The organism is Kaistella sp. (assembly GCF_032060305.1).
Taxonomy (GTDB): Bacteria; Bacteroidota; Bacteroidia; order Flavobacteriales; family Weeksellaceae; genus Kaistella; species Kaistella yananensis.
In genome coordinates, this window is sequence record NZ_DAMBHK010000013.1 from 4,687 (window position 1) to 31,589 (window position 26,903).

General features: G+C 38.8%; 19 protein-coding genes and 1 tRNA gene. 11 read left to right on the plus strand and 9 right to left on the minus strand.

What is annotated here, in order from left to right:
* Positions 1–2,948, plus strand: a 2,948-nt coding sequence (locus V5N63_RS03120; RefSeq protein ID WP_332032796.1) for a DNA polymerase III subunit alpha, incomplete at its 5' end; no start/stop codon positions are given.
* A gap of 192 nt (positions 2,949–3,140) precedes the next feature.
* The gene (locus V5N63_RS03125) at positions 3,141–3,797 is read left to right on the plus strand and encodes a response regulator transcription factor (protein ID WP_332032797.1); all 657 of its coding nucleotides are present in this window, start codon (positions 3,141–3,143) and stop codon (positions 3,795–3,797) included.
* A gap of 39 nt (positions 3,798–3,836) precedes the next feature.
* Here the strand turns inward: V5N63_RS03125 and V5N63_RS03130 are convergent, their stop codons facing one another.
* A complete protein-coding gene (locus V5N63_RS03130; protein ID WP_332032798.1) occupies positions 3,837–4,970 on the minus strand; it encodes a methionine aminotransferase in 1,134 nt (377 codons plus the stop codon).
* A gap of 75 nt (positions 4,971–5,045) precedes the next feature.
* Here V5N63_RS03130 and V5N63_RS03135 point away from each other — a divergent pair, with 75 nt between their 5' ends.
* Positions 5,046–6,065, plus strand: a complete 1,020-nt coding sequence (locus tag V5N63_RS03135) for a M28 family metallopeptidase (RefSeq protein WP_332032799.1) — start codon at positions 5,046–5,048, stop codon at positions 6,063–6,065.
* A gap of 69 nt (positions 6,066–6,134) precedes the next feature.
* A tRNA-Arg gene (locus V5N63_RS03140) sits at positions 6,135–6,206 on the plus strand.
* Positions 6,207–6,482: 276 nt separating this feature from the next.
* Here the strand turns inward: V5N63_RS03140 and uvrA are convergent.
* Positions 6,483–9,266, minus strand: coding sequence for an excinuclease ABC subunit UvrA (gene uvrA, locus V5N63_RS03145; RefSeq protein WP_332032800.1), 2,784 nt, complete (start codon positions 9,264–9,266; stop codon positions 6,483–6,485).
* Between the two features lie 319 nt (positions 9,267–9,585).
* Between uvrA and V5N63_RS03150 the strand changes: the two genes are divergently transcribed.
* The 5 genes from V5N63_RS03150 (at position 9,586) to V5N63_RS03170 (ending at position 16,530) form a co-directional block, all read left to right on the plus strand.
* The gene (locus V5N63_RS03150) at positions 9,586–11,394 is read left to right on the plus strand and encodes a TonB-dependent receptor plug domain-containing protein (protein WP_332032801.1); all 1,809 of its coding nucleotides are present in this window, start codon (positions 9,586–9,588) and stop codon (positions 11,392–11,394) included.
* Between the two features lie 82 nt (positions 11,395–11,476).
* Positions 11,477–12,193: a DUF2490 domain-containing protein gene (locus V5N63_RS03155; protein WP_332032802.1), complete on the plus strand. Its 717-nt coding sequence runs from the start codon at positions 11,477–11,479 to the stop codon at positions 12,191–12,193.
* A gap of 142 nt (positions 12,194–12,335) precedes the next feature.
* A complete protein-coding gene (gene dnaN / locus V5N63_RS03160; protein WP_265144725.1) occupies positions 12,336–13,466 on the plus strand; it encodes a DNA polymerase III subunit beta in 1,131 nt (376 codons plus the stop codon).
* A 133-nt stretch (positions 13,467–13,599) separates the two neighbouring features.
* On the plus strand, positions 13,600–16,002 hold the full coding sequence (gene pheT, locus V5N63_RS03165; RefSeq protein ID WP_332032803.1) for a phenylalanine--tRNA ligase subunit beta: 2,403 nt from the start codon (positions 13,600–13,602) through the stop codon (positions 16,000–16,002).
* Between the two features lie 129 nt (positions 16,003–16,131).
* On the plus strand, positions 16,132–16,530 hold the full coding sequence (locus tag V5N63_RS03170) for an META domain-containing protein (protein WP_265144723.1): 399 nt from the start codon (positions 16,132–16,134) through the stop codon (positions 16,528–16,530).
* Between the two features lie 60 nt (positions 16,531–16,590).
* Here V5N63_RS03170 and V5N63_RS03175 read toward each other — a convergent pair whose 3' ends face one another.
* The 7 genes from V5N63_RS03175 to V5N63_RS03205 form a co-directional block, all read right to left on the minus strand.
* Complete coding sequence (locus tag V5N63_RS03175; protein WP_088468896.1) at positions 16,591–16,833, minus strand: hypothetical protein; 243 nt, start codon at positions 16,831–16,833, stop codon at positions 16,591–16,593.
* Between the two features lie 34 nt (positions 16,834–16,867).
* Positions 16,868–18,130 carry a hypothetical protein gene (locus tag V5N63_RS03180; protein ID WP_332032804.1) on the minus strand — a complete coding sequence of 421 codons (1,263 nt, stop codon included), beginning with the start codon at positions 18,128–18,130 and terminating at the stop codon, positions 16,868–16,870.
* An 85-nt stretch (positions 18,131–18,215) separates the two neighbouring features.
* Positions 18,216–19,106: a 3-hydroxybutyryl-CoA dehydrogenase gene (locus V5N63_RS03185; RefSeq protein WP_332032805.1), complete on the minus strand. Its 891-nt coding sequence runs from the start codon at positions 19,104–19,106 to the stop codon at positions 18,216–18,218.
* A 36-nt stretch (positions 19,107–19,142) separates the two neighbouring features.
* Positions 19,143–19,961: a M23 family metallopeptidase gene (locus V5N63_RS03190; protein ID WP_332032806.1), complete on the minus strand. Its 819-nt coding sequence runs from the start codon at positions 19,959–19,961 to the stop codon at positions 19,143–19,145.
* The gene (bla, locus tag V5N63_RS03195; protein WP_332032807.1) at positions 19,961–20,845 is read right to left on the minus strand and encodes a class A beta-lactamase, subclass A2; all 885 of its coding nucleotides are present in this window, start codon (positions 20,843–20,845) and stop codon (positions 19,961–19,963) included. Before bla ends, V5N63_RS03190 begins: the two co-directional genes overlap by 1 nt.
* Before the next feature lie 3 nt (positions 20,846–20,848).
* Positions 20,849–21,667 (minus strand): M23 family metallopeptidase, encoded by an 819-nt coding sequence (locus tag V5N63_RS03200; protein WP_332032808.1) that lies wholly within the window; start codon positions 21,665–21,667, stop codon positions 20,849–20,851.
* Between the two features lie 17 nt (positions 21,668–21,684).
* On the minus strand, positions 21,685–22,647 hold the full coding sequence (locus V5N63_RS03205; RefSeq protein WP_332032809.1) for a Gfo/Idh/MocA family protein: 963 nt from the start codon (positions 22,645–22,647) through the stop codon (positions 21,685–21,687).
* Positions 22,648–22,738: 91 nt separating this feature from the next.
* On the opposite strand from V5N63_RS03205, the gene V5N63_RS03210 reads away from it, so the two are divergent.
* On the plus strand, positions 22,739–23,389 hold the full coding sequence (locus tag V5N63_RS03210) for a protein-L-isoaspartate(D-aspartate) O-methyltransferase (protein WP_332032810.1): 651 nt from the start codon (positions 22,739–22,741) through the stop codon (positions 23,387–23,389).
* Between the two features lie 150 nt (positions 23,390–23,539).
* Positions 23,540–26,803 carry a c-type cytochrome biogenesis protein CcsB gene (gene ccsB / locus V5N63_RS03215; protein ID WP_332032811.1) on the plus strand — a complete coding sequence of 1,088 codons (3,264 nt, stop codon included), beginning with the start codon at positions 23,540–23,542 and terminating at the stop codon, positions 26,801–26,803.
* Positions 26,804–26,903 lie beyond the last annotated feature (100 nt).

Genomic DNA, 26,903 nt, shown 5'->3' on the forward strand with positions numbered 1-26,903 from the left:
ATATTCCTGAGGAATTTTTAAGTAAAGAAGATAAAATTGACGGCGGAAAACGCGGCGAAAACGCTTATCTCAGACATTTAACTTATGAAGGCGCAGCAAAAAGATATGGCGAAATTACTGATGAAATAAGGGAGCGGCTGGATTTCGAACTCGAAGTTATTGCAAACACCGGCTATCCCGGCTATTTTCTTATCGTTCAGGATTTCTGTAACGAAGCCCGCAAAATGGGCGTATGGGTTGGCCCTGGGCGTGGTTCTGCTGCCGGATCTGCCGTAGCGTACTGTACAGGAATCACCAATGTGGATCCTATTAAATATGATTTACTATTTGAGCGTTTCCTGAATCCAGAAAGGATCTCAATGCCGGATATTGATATCGATTTCGATGACGAAGGACGAGATAAAATCATAAAATGGGTGGTTGAAAAATACGGTAAGACCAATGTTGCCCAAATTATCACTTACTCAGTGTTAGGCGGGAAATCAGCCATAAAAGATGCCGGTAGGGTACTCGATATTTCAATTCCGGAAACCAATAACATAGCGAAACTCATTCCCTCAACTCCAGGGATGAATATTGCGAAAGCTTTTGCAAAATTCGATAAATTAAGTCCTGAAGATAAAGTTCTGGCTCAGGAAATGAAAGATATCCTCGAAAACAAGCAGGATTCCAGATTTGGAGTGCTCTCGGCAGCGCAGCGTATGGAAGGTTGCATCCGAAATACCGGAATTCATGCCTGCGGTGTGATTATAACTCCGGAAGATATTTCGAATCTTGTCCCGATCACTATTGCAGCAAAAGATCCGGATATTTTAGTGTCACAGTTCGATAACTCGGTAGCTGAAAGTGCAGGCCTCCTGAAAATGGACTTTTTGGGTTTGCGGACTTTAACCATCATTAAACACGCCATTAAACTCATCAAAGAACGCCACGGAATCGAAATTAATCCGGATGAAATTCCCCTGGATGATCTCAAAACCTATCAGCTGTTCCAGGAGGGGAGAACCATTGGGATTTTTCAGTATGAAAGTCCCGGAATGCAGAAATACATGCGCGAACTGAAACCTACTCAGTTTGCGGATTTAATTGCCATGAACGCGCTTTACCGTCCCGGACCTATAAAGTACATCCCGAATTTCATCAACCGTAAAAATAAGCTGGAAGAAACGGTGTACGATTTAAAGGAAACCGAAGAATTCCTCGCAGAAACTTACGGAATTACGGTTTATCAGGAACAGGTAATGCTTTTGTCTCAAAAATTGGCGAATTTTACCAAAGGTGAAGCCGATACATTAAGAAAAGCGATGGGTAAGAAAGACCGCGCTACACTCGACAAAATGTATCCGAAGTTTATGGAAGAAGGCGAAAAAAACAACCTCGCTGTTGATAAACTCAATAAAATATGGAAAGACTGGGAGGCATTTGCCGAATACGCCTTCAATAAATCCCACTCAACCTGCTATGCGTTGATTGCCTACCAAACTGCTTATCTCAAAGCCAATTACCCGGCTGAGTATATGGCAAGTGTAATGACGAATAACCTGAACAATACCAAGCAAATCACCATGTTTATGGAGGATTGCAAAAGTATTGGAGTGGATGTTTTGGGTCCTTCGGTGAACGAATCGCAGTATGAATTCTCGGTAAACGAAAAAGGCCAGATCCGTTTCGGCTTGGGAGCGATTAAAGGAATTGGTGAAGGACCGAGTGAAGCGATTGTAAATGCAAGAAAAACGGAAAGATTCAAAAATATTTATGACTTTTTTGAAAGAATACCATCGTCACAAATGAACAAAAGAGTGGCAGAGAGTTTGGTGGTTGCAGGCGCTTTCGATGAGGTCGACCGTTATCACCGTGCGCAGTATTTCGATATCGATATTGCTGGAAAAACCAATATCGAGAAACTTTTACGTTACGGACAGAGTTTTCAGGATACCAAAAATGAAGTAGAAAATTCGCTGTTTGCCGATTTTGCCGACGAGGTGAAAATTGAGCCACCTAAAATAAATCCTGCCCCAGAGTGGCAAAGCATGCACAAACTCAATAAAGAAAAGGAAATCATAGGATTTTATCTGTCTGCGCATCCGCTTGATGAGTATAAATTCCAGTTTCAGTTTATTCAGGGTGCTTTAGGCAAAAAAGAAATCCTCGAAGGCAAGAAAGATGAAGTTGCGGAACTCGAAAAAATTATTCTTCCGGTTGACATTGCCGATACGACAGATTCGGATGACGAACTCATCGATATTCCGGGTGAAATTTTAAGCGGAGATGAAGAAGTTTTAATTGAGGAACCGACAAAAAAAGCAGAACCAAAAGGCAGTTTTAATTTCCTGAATCTGGATGAAGTTGAAGCTTTCAAAGATACCGTTTTTGCCAGCCAACAGCCTGATTTGTTCAATGATGAAAAAATGAGCTGGAAGGAGAAACAGGCCATGAAAAATAATTCACCCGAGTATATGGTTGCCGGATTGGTCACCGAATACACTGTACGCGACGGGAAAAACAGCGGCGAAAAAGTAGCTTTCATCACCCTGGAAGATTACAGCGGAAGTTATGGTTTCCGGCTTGGAGACCGCGACTATATGAGGCTTCGTGACCGGATCGATGTACAGCGGTTTGTCATTTTCAAGATTAAATTTTCGCAGGCAAAAGACGGCAGAGTCTTTGTAAATATTTCGGATGTGATTGATCTGAAAGATGCTTTTGAAAAGTTTGCTAAAAAAATGACAATTGTGGTAAATCTGCAGGATCTTCGCAGAGAAGATATTGAGTTTTTCAAAAATAATTTTTCAGAAAACAAAGGCGAACAGAGGCTTAATTTCTTTGTAAAAAATCCCGAAGACCAGTCAACCATCGAACTCATGGCAATGAAAGCGCACATTGAAATTAACGGAGATCTGCTGGAAGTAATTCACGATATGCATAAATATGAGGTATTTCTGAATTAAAATTTCACAATAGATTTTAAGACACTTTAAATAGGCAAAGAGTAGGACAGTACCGAACTTCGGTGCTGTCTTGTTTTTTTTTAACAAATGTTAACGAGTTGTTAATTTGCTCATAATTAGTAAGTTTGGGTGATTTTACGGTAATCGGAGCGCGATAAAATCATTATTTTCGTAAAACCAAACACAAATTCTATGAAAACTGAAATTATTCTTTTTGATAATCACTGTCTGTATCTTGAGGCGATGGGTTGTTTGTTGGATAAAAATGGTTTTGGTGAAAAATACAGTTACACCATTACCACCGAAGCCGATGAGCTTGAAAATTTAATTAAAGAAGAATCTCAAATTGCGGTTCTTAATATTTTAGGATTCAGTACCAATGATGCGTTGGCTATGATCGAAAAGTTGATGGCTCTTAACGCTCAGTTAAAAATTATTATTCTTTCGGCCAATATAGATGTTAAAAACATCAAGAAATTTTTCGACCGAGGCATCAAAAGTTTTCTCAGCAAAAGTACCGACGCCGCAGAATTCGTGCTTGCATTAAATGAAGTAATCGCGGGCCGGATCTTTCTAAATGAAGAAATAAAAAATATACTTTACAATTTTATCTGTAATCTCGAAGATTCAAATGAGAAAAAAATTGGTACTTTCGAAGAACTTACCGTACGCGAAAGAGAAGTTCTCGACCTCATTTGTGAAGGTTTCAGGACTAAGGAAATTGCGGATAAGCTATTTATCAGTACACATACAGTAGAAACGCACCGCCGGAAAATCATGCTCAAACTTGATGTCCGAAATTCCTCAATGCTCGTGAAATTCGCGGTGGATAATCACCTTGTTAATTAATGAATTAATTCTGATTATACTTAATCTCAAAAATTAAGATCATAAAAACTCTTTTAAATGCTCTAATGCTTTTAAAATGGTCTCTTCTCTTTTAGCGAAACAAAAACGGATTTTTCCCGAATCCGATGGCTCATGATAAAAAGCAGAAATAGGGATTGTTGCAACTTTTGCGTGTTCGGTAAGCCATACTGCGAATTCCTTTTCAGGCTTTTCTGAAATATTTCCATAGCTCATAATCTGGAAATAGCCGGCTTCTGCTTTTTCTGTAAATGTGAACGGCAGATCCTTAAAAGATTCAATAAAGAAATCCCTTTTTTGCTGCATGAATTTGCTGTTTTCTTCTGCATCGAAAATTTCTAAATATTTGGCGATTGCATATTGTGCAGGCGCATTCACACTGAAACTCAAATACTGATGTACCCGCCGGTAAGCCCGCGAAAGTTCTTCGGAAGCCAATACATAACCTACTTTCCATCCGGTGATGTGAAACATTTTCCCGAACGAAAAAATACTGAAACATTTTTCCCTGAGAACAGGATGCTGAAAGGTGCTGTAAAACCTGCGCTCATCGTAAGTGAGGAGATCATACACTTCATCAGAAATTAAAATAATATCGGTGTTGGAAATGAGATTTGCGAGTTGATCCCAGTCTTCTTTTCTCCAGACTTTTCCGGAAGGATTATGGGGTGAATTTACAATGATCGCTTTGGTTTTAAGACTGATGACTTGCTTGAGTGCATCAAAATCAATTTCAAAATTATCCTTCAGCTTCACATATACCGGGATTCCACCGTTAACTTCTATAGAAGGAACATACGAATCGTAGCAGGGTTCCAGTACGATAACCTCATCACCTGGGCCAAGAATGGCCGCCAAGGCTGTGTAAATTGCGTAGCTTGCTCCGGGAGAAACTGTAATATTTTCCTTAGAAACCGAAATCTTACGTTTCAAATTAAATTCAGATAAATTCTCAACCAACATTGGCAGGCCTGACATGGGTGCATATTGGTTGAAATTTTTCTCGGTCCCTTCGCATAGAAGTTTTTTCAGTCTGTCGTCAATATCATAATCCGGAAAACCTTGCGAAAGATTCACAGCGTTATATTTCAGCGCTAAAGCCGACATTTCCGAGAAAATTGTAAGGTCACTGCCTGAATGTTTTCTTTTAATCATACTCAAATTTATAATAATGGTTTCGAAACTTAATCTGAAAAAAAATGCTATTTTTAAACTTTACAAAATAAATTTATGAAAAACATCCTGATTCCGCTGCTTTCGGCAGTTTTGTTAACAAGTTGTGCCACGGTAAATTATACGTATGATGGCAATGCTTTCAAAAAATCTATGCGCACGATTACCCAAGATGATTTAAAGAAAAACCTTTATGTAATTGCTTCGGACGAAATGGAAGGTCGCAACACGGGAAGTGCCGGACAGAAAAAAGCAGGCGAATACATCATCAAACAGTACAAGGAAATGGGCGTTCCTTACCCAACGCCGATGAGTTCTTATTACCAGACTGTGCCTGCAGAATTTCTCAACGCGAAAAGAGGTAAAGGCCTGCCTGAATCCGAAAATATTCTGGCATTTATAAAAGGCAGCGAAAAACCAGATGAAATTATTGTAATTTCTGCACATTATGATCATGTGGGAACACAAAACGGTGTTGTTTACAACGGTGCAGATGATGATGGAAGCGGTACAGTTGCTCTCATTGAAATTGCTGAAGCTTTTCAGTATGCTAAAAAGGCTGGCCATGGCCCGAAACGTTCGGTTCTGTTTTTACATGTAACCGGCGAAGAACATGGGCTTTTGGGATCTGATTACTACTCGGAAAATCCGGTTTTTCCATTGGCAAATACAGTAACGAATCTTAATATTGATATGATTGGAAGATGCGATCCCGCGAATTGTGGTAAAGATTATGTGTATGTGATCGGTTCGGAAATGTTGAGTTCTGACCTGAAGAAAATTAATGAGGCGGCCAATAATAAAACTACCAAAATGGAGTTGAATTACAAATACGACGAACCTAATGATCCGCAAAGATTATATTACAGATCAGATCATTATAATTTTGCAAAGCACAATATTCCGGTAGCTTTTTTCTTTGACGGAATTCATGAAGATTACCACAAACCAACTGATGATGCTGATAAAATAGATTACAACGCATTGCAGAAACGTACCCAATTGGTTTTTGCCACCGCCTGGGAACTGGCAAACCGAAAAGACCGCATTGTGGTTGACGGTAAAAATAGCAGGTAATTTTTGGGTAATAAAAAAATAGATCCGTTGCTTTTGCAGCGGATTTTTGTTTTTGTAAATTTGATTTCCGGCTCCATAGTTCAACGGATAGAATAGAAGTTTCCTAAACTTTAGATCCAAGTTCGATTCTTGGTGGAGTCACGATCCTTAGATAAGAGAATCCGCTGTTTAGCAGCGGATTCAATAGATAAGGATCTCATTTTTTTTAGTTAGACAACAACAAAAAAGAGAAGCCGACGGTGCTTCTCTTAAATTTTTATATCAATTTAATGGTATTGCTGTGAATGTTGAAAAAGATAATTACTTTCATTTCAATCTATTTTCAGAGTAAAAGTAGCAATTATTCTGATACACAATGTAAATTTAGTGTTAAAATTCACAGCTTATCCACATTTTTTTGTGGATAACTCGTTTGTTTTATAGTTTTTCCAACAAAAATTTACCGGTATGCGATTTTTTATTCTTCACCAAATCTTCAGGAGTTCCCGCGAAAACCACTTCGCCGCCGTATTTTCCGGCTTCGGGACCGATATCAATGATGTAATCTGCAGATTTAATAATATCGGGCTGATGTTCAATAACGATAACCGAATGTCCCAACTCAATCAGAGCCTGAAGTGAAGTAAGCAGCTTCTTGATATCATGAAAATGTAAGCCCGTGGAAGGTTCATCAAAAATAAACAAGGTTTTCTCGGTTGTAACACCTTTTACGAGGAATGATGCGAGTTTTACGCGCTGAGCTTCGCCACCAGAAAGGGTAGAGGAGCTTTGTCCCAACTGCAGATATCCCAAACCTACTTCCTGAAGCGGTTTCAGTTTGGTTACAATTTTCGTTTCATTGTTTTCGGTGAAAAATTCCAGCGCTTCATCTACGGTCATATGCAGTACATCTGAAATGTTTTTTTCATCGAATTTAATTTCAAGAATTTCGTGTTTGAAGCGCGTGCCTTTACAGGTTTCACATTCCAGTTCGATATCAGCCATAAACTGCATGGATACGTTAATTACGCCTTCGCCTTTGCAGTCATCACACCTTCCGCCATCCACGTTGAATGAAAAATGTTTCGGTTTCAGGCCCTGAATTTTTGCTAATTTTTGCTTTGAAAATAAATCCCGGATATCGTCATAAGCTTTTAAGTACGTCACAGGATTAGAGCGTGATGATTTGCCGATTGGGTTTTGGTCGATCAGTTCAATGTTTTTAATGAGTTTTTTTGGGAATTCCACCGAATCGTAATCTCCTTTTTTGCCGCCCATTCCCAACTGAACCTGAATTTCGTTCGTAAGAACTTCTTTCATTAAAGTCGATTTTCCGGAACCGGAAACTCCTGAAATCACCACCAGATTTTCCAGCGGAATATCTACATCAATGTTTTTTAAATTATTTTGTCTTGCGCCTTTGATTTGTATAAATTCTTTGGCTTTTCTGCGTTTTTCAGGAACTTTAATTTCCAATTTTCCGGTGAGATATTGCGCGGTAAGCGAGTCTGAATTTTTAAGTTCTTTAAAATCCCCTGCAAAAACCAGTTCGCCGCCAAGATAACCTGCTTCCGGGCCGATATCGATGATATGATCTGCGGCTTTCATCACGTCTTCATCATGTTCTACCACAATCACGGTATTTCCTAAATCTCTAAGGTTTTTCAGTACTTCAATCAGGTTTTCGGTGTCGCGGGAATGCAGTCCAATTGAAGGTTCGTCGAGTATATAAATGGAACCCACAAGTGAACTTCCCAAACTTGTTGCCAAATTAATTCGCTGGCTTTCACCACCTGAAAGCGTGTTCGAAGTTCTGTTGAGCGTTAAATAACCAAGTCCTACTTTTTCAAGAAATTCGAGTCTTGTTGTAATTTCATAAAGCAGTCTTTTTGCAATTTCTGCGTCATGTTTACTGAGTTTCAGTGATTTTATGAGCGGTAAAAGTTCATCCAGAGGCATCTCGATCATCGACTGTATATTGTGTCCGTCGATTTTTACCCATTTTGTTTCTTCACGCAGGCGCAACCCTTCGCAGGTCGGGCAAAGTGTTTTTCCGCGGAATCTGGAAAGCATCACGCGATATTGGATTTTGTACAGATTTTCTTCCAGCATTTTGAAAAAACTGTTGATTGATGGGAAGTTTCTGCTATTGTCGCCTTTCCAGAGATAGTTTTTCTGGTCTTTTGTGAGCTGATAATAAGGTTTATGAACCGGAAAATCTTTCGCTTTTTTAATGAAATCTTTTTTCCATTCGCTCATGCTTTCACCTTTCCAGCTTGCTACAGCATCTTCAAAAACCGACAAGTTTTTATTCGGAACTACCAAATCCTCATCAATGCCTATTACTTTTCCGTAACCTTCGCATTCTGGGCAGGCTCCGTACGGATTATTGAAACTGAAAAAGTGAACATTCGGTTCCATGAACTCCATACCGTCGAGCTCAAATTTGTTTGAAAATTCGGTGACTTTTCCGCTTTCTGTGTTTTTAAGAGAACAACATCCATGTCCTTCGTAGAATGCCATCTGGATAGAATCTGCCAATCTTTGCAGGAAACTTTCGTTTTCTTCATAACTGAAACGGTCGATCACGAGAAAGATTTCCATGTCTTTTTCCGGAATAAATCCGAAACTTTCCAAATCTTCAATTCCCGCTACGTTTCCATTGATTTCGAGACGGGTAAAACCAGACACTTTCAGTGTTTTAAGATGCTCTGCAAACTTAGAAACCTCAAAATGTAGGGGGCTTCTTAAAAGGAAAATTTGATTTTCTGATTTTTGAATGAAATCAATCACATCGCTTACAGAATCTTTTTTTACTTCGTTGCCTGAAACTGGTGAAAACGTGCGTCCGATTCTGGCAAAAAGAAGTTTCAGGTAATCATAAACTTCGGTTGAAGTACCTACGGTTGACCGCGGGTTTGAAGAAATAACTTTTTGCTGAATGGCTATTGACGGTGCAAGACCTTTAATATCATCAACTTTTGGCTTTTCGAGTTTGCCCAAAAACTGCCTTGCGTAAGAACTCAAACTTTCCACATATCTGCGCTGTCCTTCCGCATAAATCGTGTCGAAAGCAAGCGACGATTTTCCGCTTCCCGAAACTCCTGTAATTACAATAAGTTTGTTTTTAGGAAGCAGAACATCAATGTGTTTCAGGTTATTCAGATGTGCGTTTTTTACGAAAATCTGTTTTTTAATATCAATATCTGTAGTTGTGGTCATGACTAAAATTAAAGCTCACAAAATTACGGATTTTTTCACCGAAAATGCTGAGAACATTCTTTTTAAATCATGTTAATTGTGAAATAAGAATTCAAATATCAGCACATCTTCCAGCGTGCATCTGTTAATTTATATATGAAAAATATTGAATTATCATGATTTTCCTAACTAATATTTGTCATAAAAATTGCGTTCTTTTTTTGTTGAGTTGTTATTTATATTTGCCGCTTATTTTACTGTAACTAATCATGAATGCACTGTTTTCTGTTCTTTTTATGATTGTTGTTTTCATTGTAAACCATATCAAAATTTAATAAAAGTGAAAAAAATAGTTTTAAGTATTTTGCTCGTAGGAAACATTCTGCAGTTTGCTGCCCAATCAAAAGAAAGCGAAATTGACGAAGTAAATATCCAGGGGAAATTTCTTACGCTTCCCGTAAAAAAGGTGAATGAAAACGTAACGGTAATCCGTCGCGAACAAATTATAAACTCGCCAGCCAAAAGTGTTGAAGAAGTTTTGGCTCAGTTTACTGGTTTTGATATCCGCCGAAGAGGCGGTAACGGCGTTCAGGCAGATATTTCTCTGCGTGGCAGCAGTTTCGAGCAGGTTCTAATCTTGGTGAACGGTATCCGGATGAGCGATTCGCAAACCGGACATAATTCAATGAATCTTCCGTTCGACCTGGCTTCAGTGGAAAGGATTGAAGTTATAAAAGGTCCGTCAGCACGAAGTTTCGGTCAAAATGCATATGCTGGCGTTGTAAACATCATTACAAAGACAAGCGATGAGGAAAAAGTAATTGTTTCCGCTAACGGCGGAGATTTTGGAACCTATTCTTTAGGAGTCGGCGCAAACTTTGGGAGTCCGAAAATTTCCAGTTTTATTCAGGTGAATACTTCGTCATCAGAGGGTTACCGGTATAATACCGATTATAAAATCAACAATGTTTATTATCAGAACGAAATTCCTCTGCAAAACGGAAATCTGAAATTCCAGGCCGGTATTCAGGAAAAGAAATTTGGTGCAAACGGTTTCTATGCTTCGCCCAATGCCAAAGATCAGTACGAAGAAATCCAGACTTCAATCGTAAGTTTGGGGCTTACACAGAGCTTCAGCAATTTTAAATTCAATTCAAATATCTATTGGAGAAGAGGGCAGGATATGTACGAATATGTCCGCAACAAACCCGAAATCTACAGAAACATGCACATAGGGAACAACATTGGTTTTGAAGCCAACGGAACCTATCATTCTGGCTTGGGAAATACTGGTTTGGGAGTCGAACTGCGCAAAGAATTTTTGGCAAGCAACAATCTTGGACATCGCGAGCGGTTTATTACTCAACTTTTCCTGGAGCATCATTTTTCTTTCATTCAGAATAAACTGAACATTTCTCCCGGAGTTTCGTGGGCCAATTATGCAGAAGAAGGAAACTTTTTCTATCCAGGTTTGGATGTAGGATTTAATATTACAGAAAACCATAAAATCTACGGAAACATCGCTAAAGTCAACAGGATTCCAACTTTTACCGATTTGTATTATGTGAGCAAGACCGAAACAGGAAATCCGGACTTGAAGCCCGAACATGCTTTGGCTGCAGAATTGGGTTACCGTTATCAGCAAAATAATTTTGTCGGAAAAATAAGCGGTTTCCTCAGAAATTCAAACAATTCGATCGACTGGGTGAAACAAAATACAAATGACATCTGGAAAGCCGAGAATATCGGCGAAATCGATACAAAAGGTTTTGAGATTGAACTGGGCCAGCATTTCGATTCGTTTGTGAAATCTTATTCAGTAGGATATACATTCCTCGAAACTAAAAACAGCCAGCCTGAACATTTGATCTCAAGATACGTGATGGAGAATCTTAAACATCAGTTTGTTGGGAAACTGGAGAACCGTTTTCTTAAGCATTTCACAAGTCAGCTCATTTACCGGTACAATGAAAGGGTAACAACAGGCAGTTACCAGACTTTAGATGAAAAACTAAGTTATGATTTCCGGAATTTGAATCTGTACGTTTTAATCAACAATATCACCAATTCCGATTATACCGAAACATTCGGGATTCCGATGCCGAAACGCTGGTTTCATGTAGGTTTTACGTATAAAATTGCACTTTAAAGCTTTAAATTTCAGAAGCATGAAAATTGGCAGTCTGTATTATATTTTATTAATATTCAGATAATTATTTTAATTTTGCGGGATGAAAAACAAAGTATATTTCATTATTATTTTTCTTTTATCTTTCTCGGCAAACGCGCAGCAGGAGCATGTTTCGAGTTTTAATGCCTTAACGGTAACCTATAAATTTCATCCGAAATTTTTTCTTTATGCTGAAGGCCAACTGCGCGGGATTGAAGATTTTTCTTATCCCGATTACTATGAAATTAAAGGAGGAGTAGGTTATAATCTTACAAAAAATCACAAGCCGTTTATCGGTATTGGGCGCTACGGAAATTACAAAAACCATGTGATGGATAAAGAAGAATTCCGGGTTTGGCTGCAGGATGTGATCGATCTGAAATCTGGCAAATTCAAATTTGAAAACCGTTTCCGAGCCGAAAAAAGCTGGTTTTATGAGCCGTTGAAAGACGTGCATTCCGACAGAATCAGGCTCAGGTACAGGCTTAATATTTCAGTTCCTCTAAATGCTGATACGGTAAAACCAGGGACTGTTTTTGCAAATGCTTACGATGAAGTTTTCTTTGTAACTACAGAAAAACCTTTGTTTGCAAGAAACAGGGTTTATGGAGGTTTTGGCTACCAGATCGATGAAAATTTCGGGATTGCGACCGGTTACCTCTGGCAAAGGGAATTAGCCCAGTCCGGTAACAAAAATCTGCACTTTCTCTATCTCGCACTGAACATTACGATTGACGGTTCCGACGATAAAGACTATCAATTCCCGGGGGCTGACTAATGTTGATAACTTTTAACCGAATTGCTTCTTAATTACAAAGTTTGTTTCCTTTTTTTGCTTCAAATTCATATATTTGTCAAAATAATTTTTTATATGTAACGCTTGCGTTCCATTTGTCCTTTTTTAAAATAAATATATCCAAATGAAATTTATTGTTGCAAGTGGGGAATTACAGAAAGCATTAAACACTGTAAGTGGAGTGATTTCAAGTTCCCAGTCAAGACCAATTCTTGAAAATTACCTGTTTGAAATCGAAGAAAACAATCTTAAAATAACTGCTTCCGACGGCGAAACTACTTTGGTAACTTCACTGGAAGTAAAATCTGATGATACCGGTAAATTCGCAGTTCCTGCCAAGATTTTTCAGGATTTCGTGAAAACTTATGGTGAGCAGCCTTTAACTTTATCGGTGAAGGATTCCGAAGACGGAAACGGGTCACTGCTTGAAATTTTAGATGAAAAAGACAATTTTGCTGTAGCATTAGATAATGCTGAAGATTACCCGGAATTGCCGGAATTTGATGCGTCACAAAGTGTGAAGATTTCTGCCGGAGTTCTAAGCGAAGCTCTTACCAACACTCTTTTTGCAACAAGCAACGATTCCCTGAGACCTGTAATGACTGGCGTTCTGTTTCAGTTTAAAGAAGACGAAACCAATTTTGTTTCTACAGATTCTCACCGTTTGGTGGTTTATAAAAGAACAGATTTAATCAATCCTGAACCGATAGAATTCATTATGCCAAAAAAACCTTTGGCAATCTTCAAAAATATTCTTGCGAATTCCAATGAAGATGTTACGATTGAATTCAACGAGAACATGGCGAAATTCACTTTCGGAAACAATACCTGGATCTGTAGACTGATCGATGGTAAATACCCGAATTATACCGCGGTAATTCCGAAAGAAAATCCAAATGTATTAACCATCAACAGAAATCTTTTGCTCAGCTCTATCCGCCGGGCTTCCATCATGTCGAATAAATCGACAAATCAGGTGAGATTCAAACTTTCAGGAAATATTCTTCATCTTCATGCAGAAGATACAGAGTATGCAAACAAAGCAGATATGCAGATTCCGTGTGATTATAATGGTGAGGACATCAACATCGGTTTCAGTTCTAAATTTTTAACTGAAATGCTTTCAGTATTAGTTTCCGATGATATTACCATGAAAATGTCGCAACCCAACAGACCTGGAATCATTGAGCCGGTAGATGGTTTGGATGCTGAAGAAAATATACTGATGCTTTCAATGCCGGTAATCGGGATGTAAGTTGAAGATAAAAACAATATCAATTGAGATTTGAAATTTTTTCAGATCTCAATTTTTTTTTAACCTGCAAAATCACGATATTTGCAAACTTATTGGGGATAAATTCAATCCCTGAATTTCAAATTATTACCGCATGAAAATTTCGAATAACTGGCTCAAAGATTATATTAAAACCGATTTAAAAACCGATAAAATCGGCGAATATCTTACCGATATCGGACTGGAAGTAGAAGGGATAGAAAAATATGAAGCCGTAAAAGGCAGTCTTGCCGGAATTGTCGTGGGTAAAGTTCTTACCTGCGAGCAACATCCTAATGCTGATAAACTAAAAAAAACTACCGTTGATGTTGGAAGCGGAAAAATTCTGAACATTGTTTGTGGTGCACCAAATGTTGCTGCCGGACAGACCGTTCCGGTTGCCGTGGTAGGAACGCCAATATATACAAAAGACGGTAATTCCTTTGAAATAAAAGAAGCAAAAATCCGCGGAGAGGTTTCACAGGGAATGATTTGCGCCGAAGACGAACTTGGTCTGAGCGATGATCATGGCGGAATTATGATCCTCGATGAAACAAAATACGAAGTAGGGAAGAACTTTGCAGATTATTTCGATCTTGCTACGGACGAAGTTTATGAAATCGGTTTAACGCCAAACAGAACCGATGCAATGTCGCACTACGGAGTTGCAAGAGATTTAAATGCATTTTTGACTTCAAATCAAATGAAAGCGGAGTTCGCAAAAGTAGCCTCGAAAACATTGGAGATTGAAGGAAGTACCGATTTTCAGCTCGAAGTTGAGGATTCGGCATTATGTCCGAGGTATATTGGCGCTGTAATCGAAAATGTACAGGTTGCCGACTCGCCGCAGTGGTTAAAACACCGCCTGAAAGCGATAGGTTTAAGTCCAATTAATAATATTGTTGATATTACGAATTACATTCTCCACGGTTTCGGCCAGCCACTGCACGCCTTTGATGCCGGTAAAATTACCGGTAAAAAAGTGAAGGTTGGAGTAAATCCTGAAGGAACCAAATTCACCACTTTAGACGGTGTAGAAAGAACTTTGAACGGTGCCGAAATCATGATTAAAGACGGCGAAAACAACCCGATGTGCATTGCGGGAGTTTTTGGCGGCCAGAATTCGGGAGTTTCTGAGAAGACCACCACAATATTTTTGGAAAGTGCATATTTTAATCCGGTTGCGGTTAGAAAAGGCGCTAAGTTCCATGGTTTGAACACCGATGCCTCTTTCCGTTTCGAGCGTGGGGTAGATCCTAACAGTACCAGAACTGCAATTACGCACGCCATTAAAATGATCGAGGAGATTGCCGGTGGGAAAATGACCGGTGGACTTTTGGAACATTATCCTGAAAAAATACAGAATAATTATGTAATTCTAAGATTTTCCAAAGTTGACCAGATTTTGGGAACCATCATGCACCGTGAAAAAATCAAGGAAATTTTGAAATCGCTTGATATTGAAATTTTAAATGAAATTCAAAACGGTCTGGAGATTTCCGTTCCTGCTTACAGAGCTGATGTTACAAGAGAAATTGATGTGATTGAAGAGATTCTGAGAATCTACGGTTATAATAAAATCGATCCTCCGCAGAAGATCTCTTTTACGCCTGTAAAACTTAGTTTCGATGATCAGGATGCTCTGGAAAATTCCTGGGCGAGAACTTTACAGAGTAACGGCTTCAACGAAGTAATGAACAATTCGCTGACTTCTGTTAAAGACGAAACCGATGCAGTAAAACTCCTCAATCCACTGAGCGGTGATTTGGCGTTTATGAGGAAATCATTATTGGAAGGACTTCTGGAGAATGCCGATTACAACATCAAAAGAAAGAACCAGGACATCAAATTCTTTGAACTGGGCAAGATTTATCATAAAAAAGAAAAATACGAGGAAAGAAAGCAGCTGGCAATTTTGGTTTCGGGAAGAAATTCCGCCGAAAACTGGTTGCAGCCAAAATCTGCTACAGATTTCTATTATCTTAAATCTTACGTAAAAATTCTTTTTGATAAACTGAATCTTGATATCGAAGAGAAACCTTTGGAAGATTCGCGATTTTCTGATGCGCTGGAACTGGTTTCAAACGGCAGAATTCTTGCCAGAGTAGGCAAAGTTTCTCCGGAATTGCTGAAAGATGCCGACATCAGTCAGGAGTGCTTTTACGCAGAAATAGAGCTGGAAGCTTGCCAGGAAATTCGTTCGAATGGCAATCTGAAATTTGTAGACATTCCAAAATTCAATAAAATAAGAAGAGATTTGGCGTTGCTGATTGATAAAGAAATATCTTACGCCGAACTTTACAAAGCAGCGAAGAAAAATCCATCGAAATATCTGAAAAACATCAATCTTTTTGATGTGTATGAAGGTAAAAATCTTCCGGAAAACAAGAAATCTTATGCGATGAGTTTCGAACTTTTAAATGAAGAAAAAACTTTGGAAGAGAAAGAGATTACAGAAGTGATGAATTCGCTTATCAAGACTTTCCAGAAACAATTCTCAGCAGAATTAAGATCTTAAAAAATTATCAAAACAGTACAAAAGCATCTCGTTTGTAGATGCTTTTTTTATGCTTCAGAAACAATAATTCTTCTTTATAGAGGTTAAATAAATATTATTTACTTAAATTTGATAAAATAAATAAAGAAGATGAAGCATGTTTTTTTAGCAATATTTGCTGCTGCAGTAATGGGTTCCTGCTCTACAATGTCGAGTTCGAAGGTTGGGAGTTCGCAGGTAAATATCGCGAATACGAAATGGACTTTGGCGGAGCAGGTAAAAGGCAAAACTCCAACCCTGAATGTAGAATCAAATAAAATTACAGGAAACGGCGGCTGCAACAGCTATTTCGGAGAACTTTCACTGGATCCAACTGCAGGAAATTTCGTGGTGAAAAATGTAGGAGCTACCAAAATGGCCTGCCAGAATATGGAAGTTGAAGATAATTACTTCCGGATGCTGAATGAAGCTACAAAGTATGTTGTGAACGGCAATACGCTGGAACTTTATAAGGGAGATCTTCTTCTGATGAAGTTCAATAAACAGTAAATTAATTTCGAAAGACAAGAAAAAAAGGAACTCAAATCGGGTTCCTTTTTTATTTCTTATTTATTCTTCGTCTTCTTCTTCATCGTATTTTGCGAGTTCTTCATCGCACCATTTGAAGGCCGCTTCTACAACTTTGGTAGCTTCATCTGCCATTGTTTCCTCATCGTCACCTTCCAAATCATCCAACCATTCAACTTCTTCCTCTTCTACATTCAGGATAAATCTTGGATATTCTGTATGAACAACAAATAAATCTTCAGGAAAATCTGAATTGTCGGCTAATAAAAATTTTGGTACTTTCATAATAATTAATTTAACTACTCAAAAATAGTAAAAATTATTGGAACTGGTTGGTATCGATCTTTATTTTTTGTAAAACTTTATATTGGATTAACGTGTTCTTTTTCAAGGTATCTTCTGCCTTGAAAGTTACATTAACTCTTGGGTTTACGGTGCTGATGAGTTCGGCGATCTGTATTTTATCGAGTTCTTTTTCATTTTCCATATAGAACTTCAACGGAATATCTTCCATCTTTTCAGATTTCAGGAATTTAGTAATTTCCCGGCGGTTTTCCAGATAATTTCCTCTCGATAACCAGGTGAAAACAAAGCCGGTCATTAAACTTAAAACCGTAATTCCGTAGGTGAATTTGCCCAGAACTGAATAGATTTTTCTGAAGTAAACAAGCCATATCGGAAAAGAAAACGGCGCCATAAGCCGGTAATCAATCGCATTCACCGAATAAAAATACTGCACGAAGTAAGAGCAGATAATTCCACTAACTCCTATAAATACAAGAAACTTTTCGGTCTCGGATAATTTGTTTTTAATGAAAAGTAAACTCAGCAGCAAAATATTAAGCAAACCAATTCCATAAATTCCGTAGTTGATGATTCCGCCGGCAGGATTGGCAATATGGATAAAGGGATTGAAGGTTGTTGTCATTCCCTGGAAAAGTTCTACCAAAAGCTTTGAAGTAGGATGAAGTCCGATATTCAAAAACTGTTCAACGTACGTTTCATTAAAATAATCGATGAATAGGAATTTATAAAGCACTACGAAAATAAGTCCGGTAAGCCCTGAGAAGATAAAGGTTTTGCCGTAATGCTTTCTGAAATTTAAAAGACCGTACAGCAGAACTCCACCGATGATGAACAGCGCCGGATAACGGATATTGTACAGAAGAATAAGCATTAAACTGAGATAAACAAATGCTTTTGCGCCCTTAATCTGTCCAATGATAATTTGTCTCGCCATATAAAGAAATACAAAAACAAAAGGCAGCATCAGCGATTCGCTCATCGTGTACGAAAAAATAGAAACAAAACTGAAAAGTCCGCCAACCAGAATGGTTTCTTTTAGGTAAAATTTCTTTTTCCAGGCGAAGTAAACAATAAAAAAATAGGCCAGAAGTCCGATGATTTTACTCGCCCAGAATTCATCAAACCCGAAGAACGTGAAGAGTTTTAAACTCAGCGGATAACCCATTGGTGTCGTGGTATTATCAATAACGGGAAACACCTTGGAAGTCCGCATAAAACGGATGGAATCAGGATTGGTGCGGCCCTTTTCATTCAGCAGAAAACGAAGAATGGTCATCACAACAGTTGCGATGACCAAAAAAATCTATATCCTGTTTTCGAGTAATTTTCTACGCATTTATCTTGTTTTAATGTATCAAAATTTACTTAGAAAACATTTTCGATACTTTTTCTGCTTTTTTACTTTCGGAATAATCATAGAATCCTTCGCCGGATTTTACACCTAATTTACCTGCGGTTACCATATTTACTAAGAGTGGATTGGGAGCGTATTTCGGATTTTTAAAACCGTCGTACATCACATTCAGAATCGCAAGGCAAACATCAAGACCAATGAAATCTGCCAGTTGCAGCGGTCCCATCGGGTGCGCCATTCCCAGTTTCATCACCGTATCGATTTCTTCAACGCCGGCAACGCCGTTGTATAAAGTCTCAATGGATTCGTTAATCATCGGCATCAGAATTCTGTTCGCCACAAAACCCGGATAATCGTTTACTTCAACCGGAACTTTCCCTAAAGTTTTGCTCATTTCATAAACTGCATCGAAAGTTTCTTTAGAAGTCGAGTAGCCTTTGATGATTTCAACGAGTTTCATAATAGGAACGGGATTCATAAAATGCATACCGATTACTTTTTCCGGTCTTTGGGTAACCGACGCAATTTTTGTAATTGAAATTGACGAAGTATTGGTTGCCAGGATGCATTTTTCAGGTGCCAGTTCATCCATCTGACGGAAAATTTTCAGTTTCAGATCGATATTTTCTGTCGCCGCTTCCACAATCAGGTCTGCATGTTTTGCGGCATCTTCAAGTTGAGTGAATGTGGATATGTTATTTAAAGTTTCGTTTTTCTGCTCTTCGGTCAGGTTGCCTTTCGCAACAATTCTGTCGAGATTGGTAGTGATGGTTTTCAATCCTTTTTCCAGTGCTTCAGCTGAAACATCAACGAGGTTTACAGTGAATCCTGTTTGTGCAAAAGTGTGTGCGATTCCGTTGCCCATTGTTCCGGCGCCGATAACTACAATATTCTTCATAAAAATTTATTTTTTTTAGGTCTTAAAACCTGTTTATTAATCGTTTCTGGTGTAAGTTTTTCCTTCCTCTAGGAGAATTCCTTCGCCCTGGGAAGTTTTAAATTTTGTCTTGATAAATGTTCTGGAGCCATCAATTCTGTTGATGAAAACGCCAAAATGCAAATGCGGGCCGCTTGAAAAGCCTGTATTACCGCTGTAACCGATAAGCTGACCTTTTTTTATTTCGTTACCTTTTTTTACTGCAACACCTTTATATTTTAGATGTGCATAGTCAGCAAAAGTGCCGTCGCTGTGCATGATCAAAACTTTATTATTGAATTTTGCACAGGAAATCGTAGGACAACCGTGGTGGTTAGAATCTTCGGTGAGAACAACAGTTCCTTCTCGGGCAGCGTAAACAGGGTCTCCTATTTTTAGATCAAAATCCAGCGCGGCATCTTTCTGGTGCGAAAATTTTCCGTAATAGCCCTGGAATATCAAATGTGTTTTTCCGTTCGCAAAGGGCAGGGCATAAAGATAATCTTCATCAAAATCTTCCTGAATCGCATTCCCGAAATTAAAAGTAGTGGTATATGAGAACTGGTTGCCTTCGCTGGTATTTACAGGCGTAATTTTTGCCACGAAAAATCTTTTCGTATTGGCTGGAACTACGATAATTCTGTCGTTTGCAAGTGAGCTTTTAAGATTAGTCATTTTAAAACTGAACTTCACCGACATAGGCATAACTTCGCTGTTATCAGCGTAAATTACATATTCGCTGCCGACAAGTTCGTTATAGAATTTAAGGTCCCATTTTTTCTGCGACAAAACTAAAACAGAAAAGAAAAACAGGAATAGTGCGAAAATCTTCTTCATCAAAAGTATTTTTTGCTAAAATAATCAAAAACTATTTTAGAAATATCTGCAATCATTTTAGTGTTTGTGGCTTCGCTTTCCATGGAATCGGAAACAAAAATGCTGATGGCGTAATGCCTTCCATCCGGAAGCGTTACAATACCGATGTCGTTTTCAGCGATAGTTAAACCTTTTTCATTTTTTCCCGAAGAACCGGTTTTGTGGGCAACAGGAATATTTTCAGGAAGTTGAGCAATGATTTTATTTCTTCCTGTGGAAGTTTCCAGCAGGGTGGTCATGAGAAAGTCCGTGGAAGTTTTCGAAACAATCTTTTTACTGAAAAAATCTTGCAGCAATTGATTTGCGGAATTGGTCGTTGTGACATTCAGGTACATAAATTCAAAACTTTTGTGCATCTGTTCTTCATCAGCTTTAATGGTGAAGTTTGTGATGCCTTTGCTGTTGATGAATTTCTGAACGGTTTCTGTGCCGCCTATTAACCTCAGTAAGATATCACAGCCGTTGTTGTCGCTTTCTGCAACGGTATATTTAATGAGTTCGCGTAGAGGTATTTCGATATTTCCCTCCGGAAATCTTTCCCGGATCGGGCTCCAGGTATTTTCTAAAAGATCTGATTTTTTTATGAAAATTTTCTGGTCAAGATCGAGTTTTCCGCGATCAACTTCATTTAAGACCGTCAAAGCAATGTGAAATTTAAAGACACTGAGCATTGGAAGTTTTTTATTACCGTTGATGTGTACCGAATTATTTTTCTCGAAATCGAGTACCGAGACAGCTACGGTAGCGTTTTTACCTTTGGTGATCTGGAGAATTTCCTTTTTTAAATTTTGTGAGAAACAAAACCCCGAAACTAAGATTATGGTGAGTAAAAGATATTTCCTCATGGTTTATAGGTTGGTATAAGTATGTTTTTCCGAAAGGTAAACAGGCGTACTGCTTTCAGCTACTTTAAATTTGGTTTTTAAATACTTTCGGGTACCGTCAATATTATTTATATATACGGAAAAATGAAGGTGGGGGCCTTTAGACCATCCTGTGTTACCACTGTAACCAATAAGCTGACCGGTGGCTACATCTTCCCCAGGTTTAACGACGGATCCGCCGTACTTTAAATGTACATATTCTGCTAACGTTCCATCATCATGAAGGATCACAATTCTGTTGTTATATTTTGCACATTCTTTGGTCTGGCAGTTTTTAGAGTTTGCTGTCAGTACCGATACCACTTTACCTCCTCTTGCTGCGTTCACCTTTTCACCCTCTTTTAAACTGAAATCGAGTGAAAATGCGTTATGATGGGAAAAGAAACCGTTGTAGCCTTGGTATATCTGATGTTTTTTATTTTTTTCAAACGGAAGAGAATAAACAAAATCGTGCTTAACCGCAGTTGTATTTACATCACCAAGTACAAAATAAACATCATAATTAAATTTTGTACCCATGTTGGGATCTATTGGTTTTAACTCGGTTATCTGATGTCTTTTTTTGGCTGCAGGAATTATCAGAAGGCTTTTATCTGATAGGGAAGAGCTCATGTTTTCCGAGGTAAAAGTGTACTCGACTGAAACCGGAGCAAACTCTTCATTATCAGCGTACAGGTAGAAGGTTTTCCCTATGTTTTCCCTATAAATTTTTAAATTTATGGAGTCCTGTGCAAAAGATGTTGTATAAAAAACAGCCAATAGGATAAAGAAGATTTTCCTCATTTTTCTCAATTTCAAGGTTATGAAATCAACTTTACAATTTCCAGTGCGACTTTCAGAGCTTCAGTACCGTCTTCCAGGGAAACTTCTACATTTTTATTTTCAGTAATGGCATCAGCAAAACTTTCGAGCTCGTCTAAAATAGCGTTATTGGCCTGTATGTTTGGATATTCAAAAATAATCTGGTTTTTTTCGCCTTCAGCATTTTCAATGATCATATCGAAATCGGTAGGATGTTCGGGCGCTTCTTTCATGCGGATAACCTCCGCTTTTTTCTCCAGAAAATCTACAGAAATATAAGCGTCTTTCTGGAAAAATCTGGACTTGCGCATCGATTTCATTGATATTCTGGAAGTCGTTAAATTTGCTACACAGCCGTTTTCGAACTCAATTCTTGCGTTACAGATATCCGGGGATTTCGATACTACAGCAACACCGGAGGCATGAATATTTTTAACCTTAGATTTTACGATAGAAAGAAGAATATCCAAATCGTGAATCATCAGATCCAGCACAACAGAAACATCAGTCCCGCGGGGATTAAATTCTGCCAAACGGTGAATTTCAATAAACATGGGATCCTGAATATAATCGCGGGAACCTATAAAGGCAGGATTGTATCTTTCCACATGGCCAACCTGAGCCTTGATGCCGAATTCGCGGCATTTGTACAAAATCTCTTCTGCCTGCTTAAGGGTTTGGGTCACGGGTTTTTCGATGAAGAAATGTTTGCGGTTTTCAATCGCTTTCATCGCGTAGTCGTAATGATAGACCGTAGGAGTAACAATATCAAGCATATCGATTTCCTGAAGTAAATCTTCAAACCGCTCAAAATAACGGTAACCGAATTCTGCTTCGATTTTTCTTCCGTTTTCAGCGTCAGCGTCATGAAACCCTACGAGTTTATATTTTTCCGACTGATTTAATAATCTTAAATGAATTTTACCGAGATGTCCGGCACCCACTAAACCTGCTTTAAGCATAGAAAATAAATTTTGGTAAAGATAATAATTAGATGGCAGATATCTGAATGCGGCGTTCTGTTTTATCAAATCTATTCAGTATTTTTGTGCGATGCAGGATTCATTTTTACATAAAGGAAAACGAAAAATTTTAGTAGAATATCTCCGGGACAAAATTGGGATTAGTGATATAAACGTGTTGAAAGCGATGAACGAAGTCCCGCGGCATCTCTTTCTTGAAAGCATCTTTGAAGACTTTGCTTACCAGGACCGCGCATTTCCGATTCTTGCGAAACAAACGATTTCACATCCGTCAACAGTAGCCGAACAGACGGCACTTCTGGAACTTCAGGAAAAAGAAAAAGTCCTGGAAATCGGAACCGGAAGCGGTTACCAGACTGCAGTGCTGGTTGCCATGAATACCTGGGTTTATACGGTAGAGCGCCAAAAAGAACTACATGATTTTGCACAAAAGAAATTGCGTGAACTCCATTTAAGACCGAAATTTCAAAGTTTTGGTGATGGCTTTGCGGGGTTACCTACTTTTGCTCCATTCGATAAAATTTTAGTAACCTGCGGTGCCGAGATTTTACCTACCGAACTTCTGCATCAGTTAAAAGTAGGCGGAAAAATGGTAATTCCTTTAGGAAAAACCGACGAGCAGATTCTTACTAGGTTCACAAAAAAATCAGAAAAGGAATTCGAAAAAGAAGAATTCGGAGCTTACAAATTTGTCCCGATGCTTAACAGTACGAATCAATAAATCACAGTGAAAAAGACAGTAAAGTGCTGTGTTTTTGTGTGAAAAAAATAATTTAACCTGACAAAAAACATATCCCAGATTCGCTATTTCAGAATTTTGAATGTATTTTTGCAGCTATTTGAACTTATATAAATCTGATAGTTTCTTAAAATGAAAAAAATCCAAAGTATTCTTATTTCTACCCGTACAATGGCGGTTCTGTTGCTGGTTTATGCCTTTGCCATGGCCTACGCGACCTTTCTCGAAAACGACTACGGCACCCCTACCGCGAAAGCGTTTATCTACGAAGCGAAATGGTTTGAAGCAATAATGTTGCTGCTGATTCTTAACTTCATCGGGAATATTTCAAGATACCGGCTTTGGAAGAGAGAAAAATGGCCTGTTTTGGTATTTCACCTTTCATTTATTTTAATTTTCATCGGCGGTGCAATTACCAGATATATAAGCTACGAAGGAATTATGCATATTCGCGAAGGCGAAACTTCCAACGAAGTAATTACGGATAAAAATTTCTTTAAAATTCAGATCGAGGAAAAAGGTGATATTCTGAATTATCAGGATGTTCCTTACCTCATGTCGCCGCTTCACAAAAACTTCAAAGCAACTTACGATTATCACGGCAAGCAGGTTTCTGTAAAAGCGGTTGATTTTATTCAGAGAAAAAAAGACAGTTTAATTGTGGGAAATACCGGAACCGAATATCTGCATGTAGTTTCCACAGGACAGTCGGGCCGTGAAAATATTTATATTAAATCCGGCGAATCCAAATCGATCAACGGAACATTGGTGACCTTTAACCGCGCAATCGAAGGTGCGGTGGAATTCAGCAACACGAACGGGAATTTAATGATTAAAACACCAGTCGACGCTGAATATATGACGATGGCAACCCAGGCAACAGGAACTACCAAAAAAGATGAAGCACAGCCTTTGGTTCTTAGAAGTCTATACACTGTAAATGACTTGAAACTGGTTGTTCCGGAAGGTCTGAAGAAAGGCAAACTTATCGCCTATGAAGGCGACCGGAAAAAAGACAAGGATGCGGCTGACCAGCTTACCGTAGAAGTACAGGGACCCAAAACCAAAATTCTGGTAGATTTACCGGTAGAAAAGGGAAATCCCAACGCTTTTAAGCAAATTTCTTTGGATGGGATGAATATGATCCTCGGTTTTGGGCCTAAGGTATATAACACGCCATTCTCACTAAAATTAGATGATTTCGTGATGGAAACTTATCCGGGAAGTTCGTCCCCAAGTGCCTACGAAAGCCATGTTCAGATTATTGACGGTGGCAAACAGACTCCTTACAAAATTTATATGAATAACGTTTTAAATCACGGCGGATACCGATTTTTCCAGGCAAGTTTCGATCCGGACAGACAGGGAACCGTGCTTTCGGTTAACCACGATTTCTGGGGAACGCTGATTACTTATATCGGATATTTCTTCCTGTTTTTGGGTATGTTTGTGATTTTCTTCTGGAAAGGAACTCATTTTTGGAAGCTTAATAAAATGCTGAAGGACGTGAACAAGAAAAGAACAGCAATGGCTGTGTTGCTTTTGCTGAGTTTAAATTTATCTGCGCAGAAAATCGACACCCACGGCACGGATGGAGCGCCTAAAACCACCCATTCCGCAAACGATGGACATAACCACGGCAGCGATGCAGATTTGCTTTTAGAAGAACCAACTCCAAAAAAACAGCAGAATTCTTTAGCGTTAAGATCTCCGCGTCCTATTACCGCCGATGAAATTATTGCAAGAAACACGATCAGTAAAGAGCATGCGGATAAATTTGCCTATTTATTAGTGCAGAATTATGAAGGCCGTATTGTTCCGATGAACACACAGGCACTGGATGTTTTAAGAAAACTTTACAAAAAAGATGCATTCCGCGGGTCCGATGGGAAGTATTTAACTGCAAACCAGTGGTTTTTATCAATTAATACCGATACCGCAAGCTGGACAATGGTTCCTATCATTAAAGTTGGTACAAAAGGCGGCGACGAACTTAAGAAAAAAACAAAAGCAAACGAAGACGGTTATACTACACTAATGTCGTTGTTCCCCGCAGATGCACAGGGAAATCTGCATTATGTTTTAGAAGAGGATTATCAGGAAGCATTCCGTAAAAAACCGGCAGAGCAGTCGAATTACGATAAAGAGGTAATTGCCGTTAACGACCGTGTTCAGGCATTTAACGAGTTTTTCAGCGGGCAGTTTATGCGTATTGTTCCCGTACAGAACGATCCGAACAACACATGGCATTCCTGGCTGGATCAGAATTTCGAACCGGATATGGAATCCCAGAAAGTAATGGGTCCGTATTTCTCCGAAGTGCTGGCCGCGCAAAAATCCGGAAACTGGAGTAAAGCTGATGCCGAACTTCAGAAGCTTTCACAATACCAGCAGACATGGGGTAAAAACGTAGTCCCTTCAAAATCTAAAGTTGATCTGGAGGTGTTCATGAACAAAGTGAATATCAATTTTCACTTGTTGATTTTCTATACCATAATTGGAGGTTTACTACTTGTTTTAGGATTTATTGAGTTATTCAGACCAAACAAAATTTTCAGCAAGATCATCAAAGGTCTTATTCTAATAGGTCTTGTAGGATATTTCTTCCAATTTTTAGGTTTGGTGGCAAGATGGTATATTTCCGGTCACGCACCATGGAGTAACGGTTACGAAGCCATCATTTTCATCTCTTGGGTCGGTATTACCGCAGGTTTGATGCTTTACAGAAATTCCAACGCACTTATTCCGGCAGCCGGATTTATGGTAGCGGTAATTATGATGGGCTTTGCGCATGGCGGTTCGGCGCTTGATCCGCAGATTACGCCTTTGGTTCCTGTACTTAAATCGTACTGGCTTATTATTCACGTTGCGATTATTACAGCGAGTTACGGATTCTTCGGACTTTCCATGGTTATCGCGATTATTGTTTTGATGTTTTATATTTTTTCTAACAAGAAAGTGTACAAAATTCATAATGATACTACGATTAAAGAGCTTACGATTGTATCTGAAATGTCGCTTACCATTGGTCTTTACGCCTTAACTGTAGGTACATTTTTAGGTGGAATATGGGCAAACGAATCCTGGGGCCGTTACTGGAGCTGGGATCCTAAAGAAACCTGGGCATTTATCTCGGTAATGGTTTACGCATTTGTACTTCACATGCGATTGGTTCCGGGGCTGCGCGGTAGATGGGCTTTCCATGTAGCAGCACTTTTCTCAATCAGTACGATTGTAATGACCTATTTTGGAGTGAATTATTACCTGAGCGGTCTGCATTCGTATGCTGCTGGTGATCCGGTTCCGGTTCCGGCCTGGGTATATATCGGTACAGCGTTTATGTTTACCCTTGCGGCGGTTTCTTATTTCCGTTTCAAGAAGATAGAAAAATCTTAGCAATAATTTTAATATCAAAATCCCGGAATTATTTCCGGGATTTTTTTATGTATTTTAAAAAAGTAAATTGTTCATAAATCCGCTGGCCATTCTGTTTTCA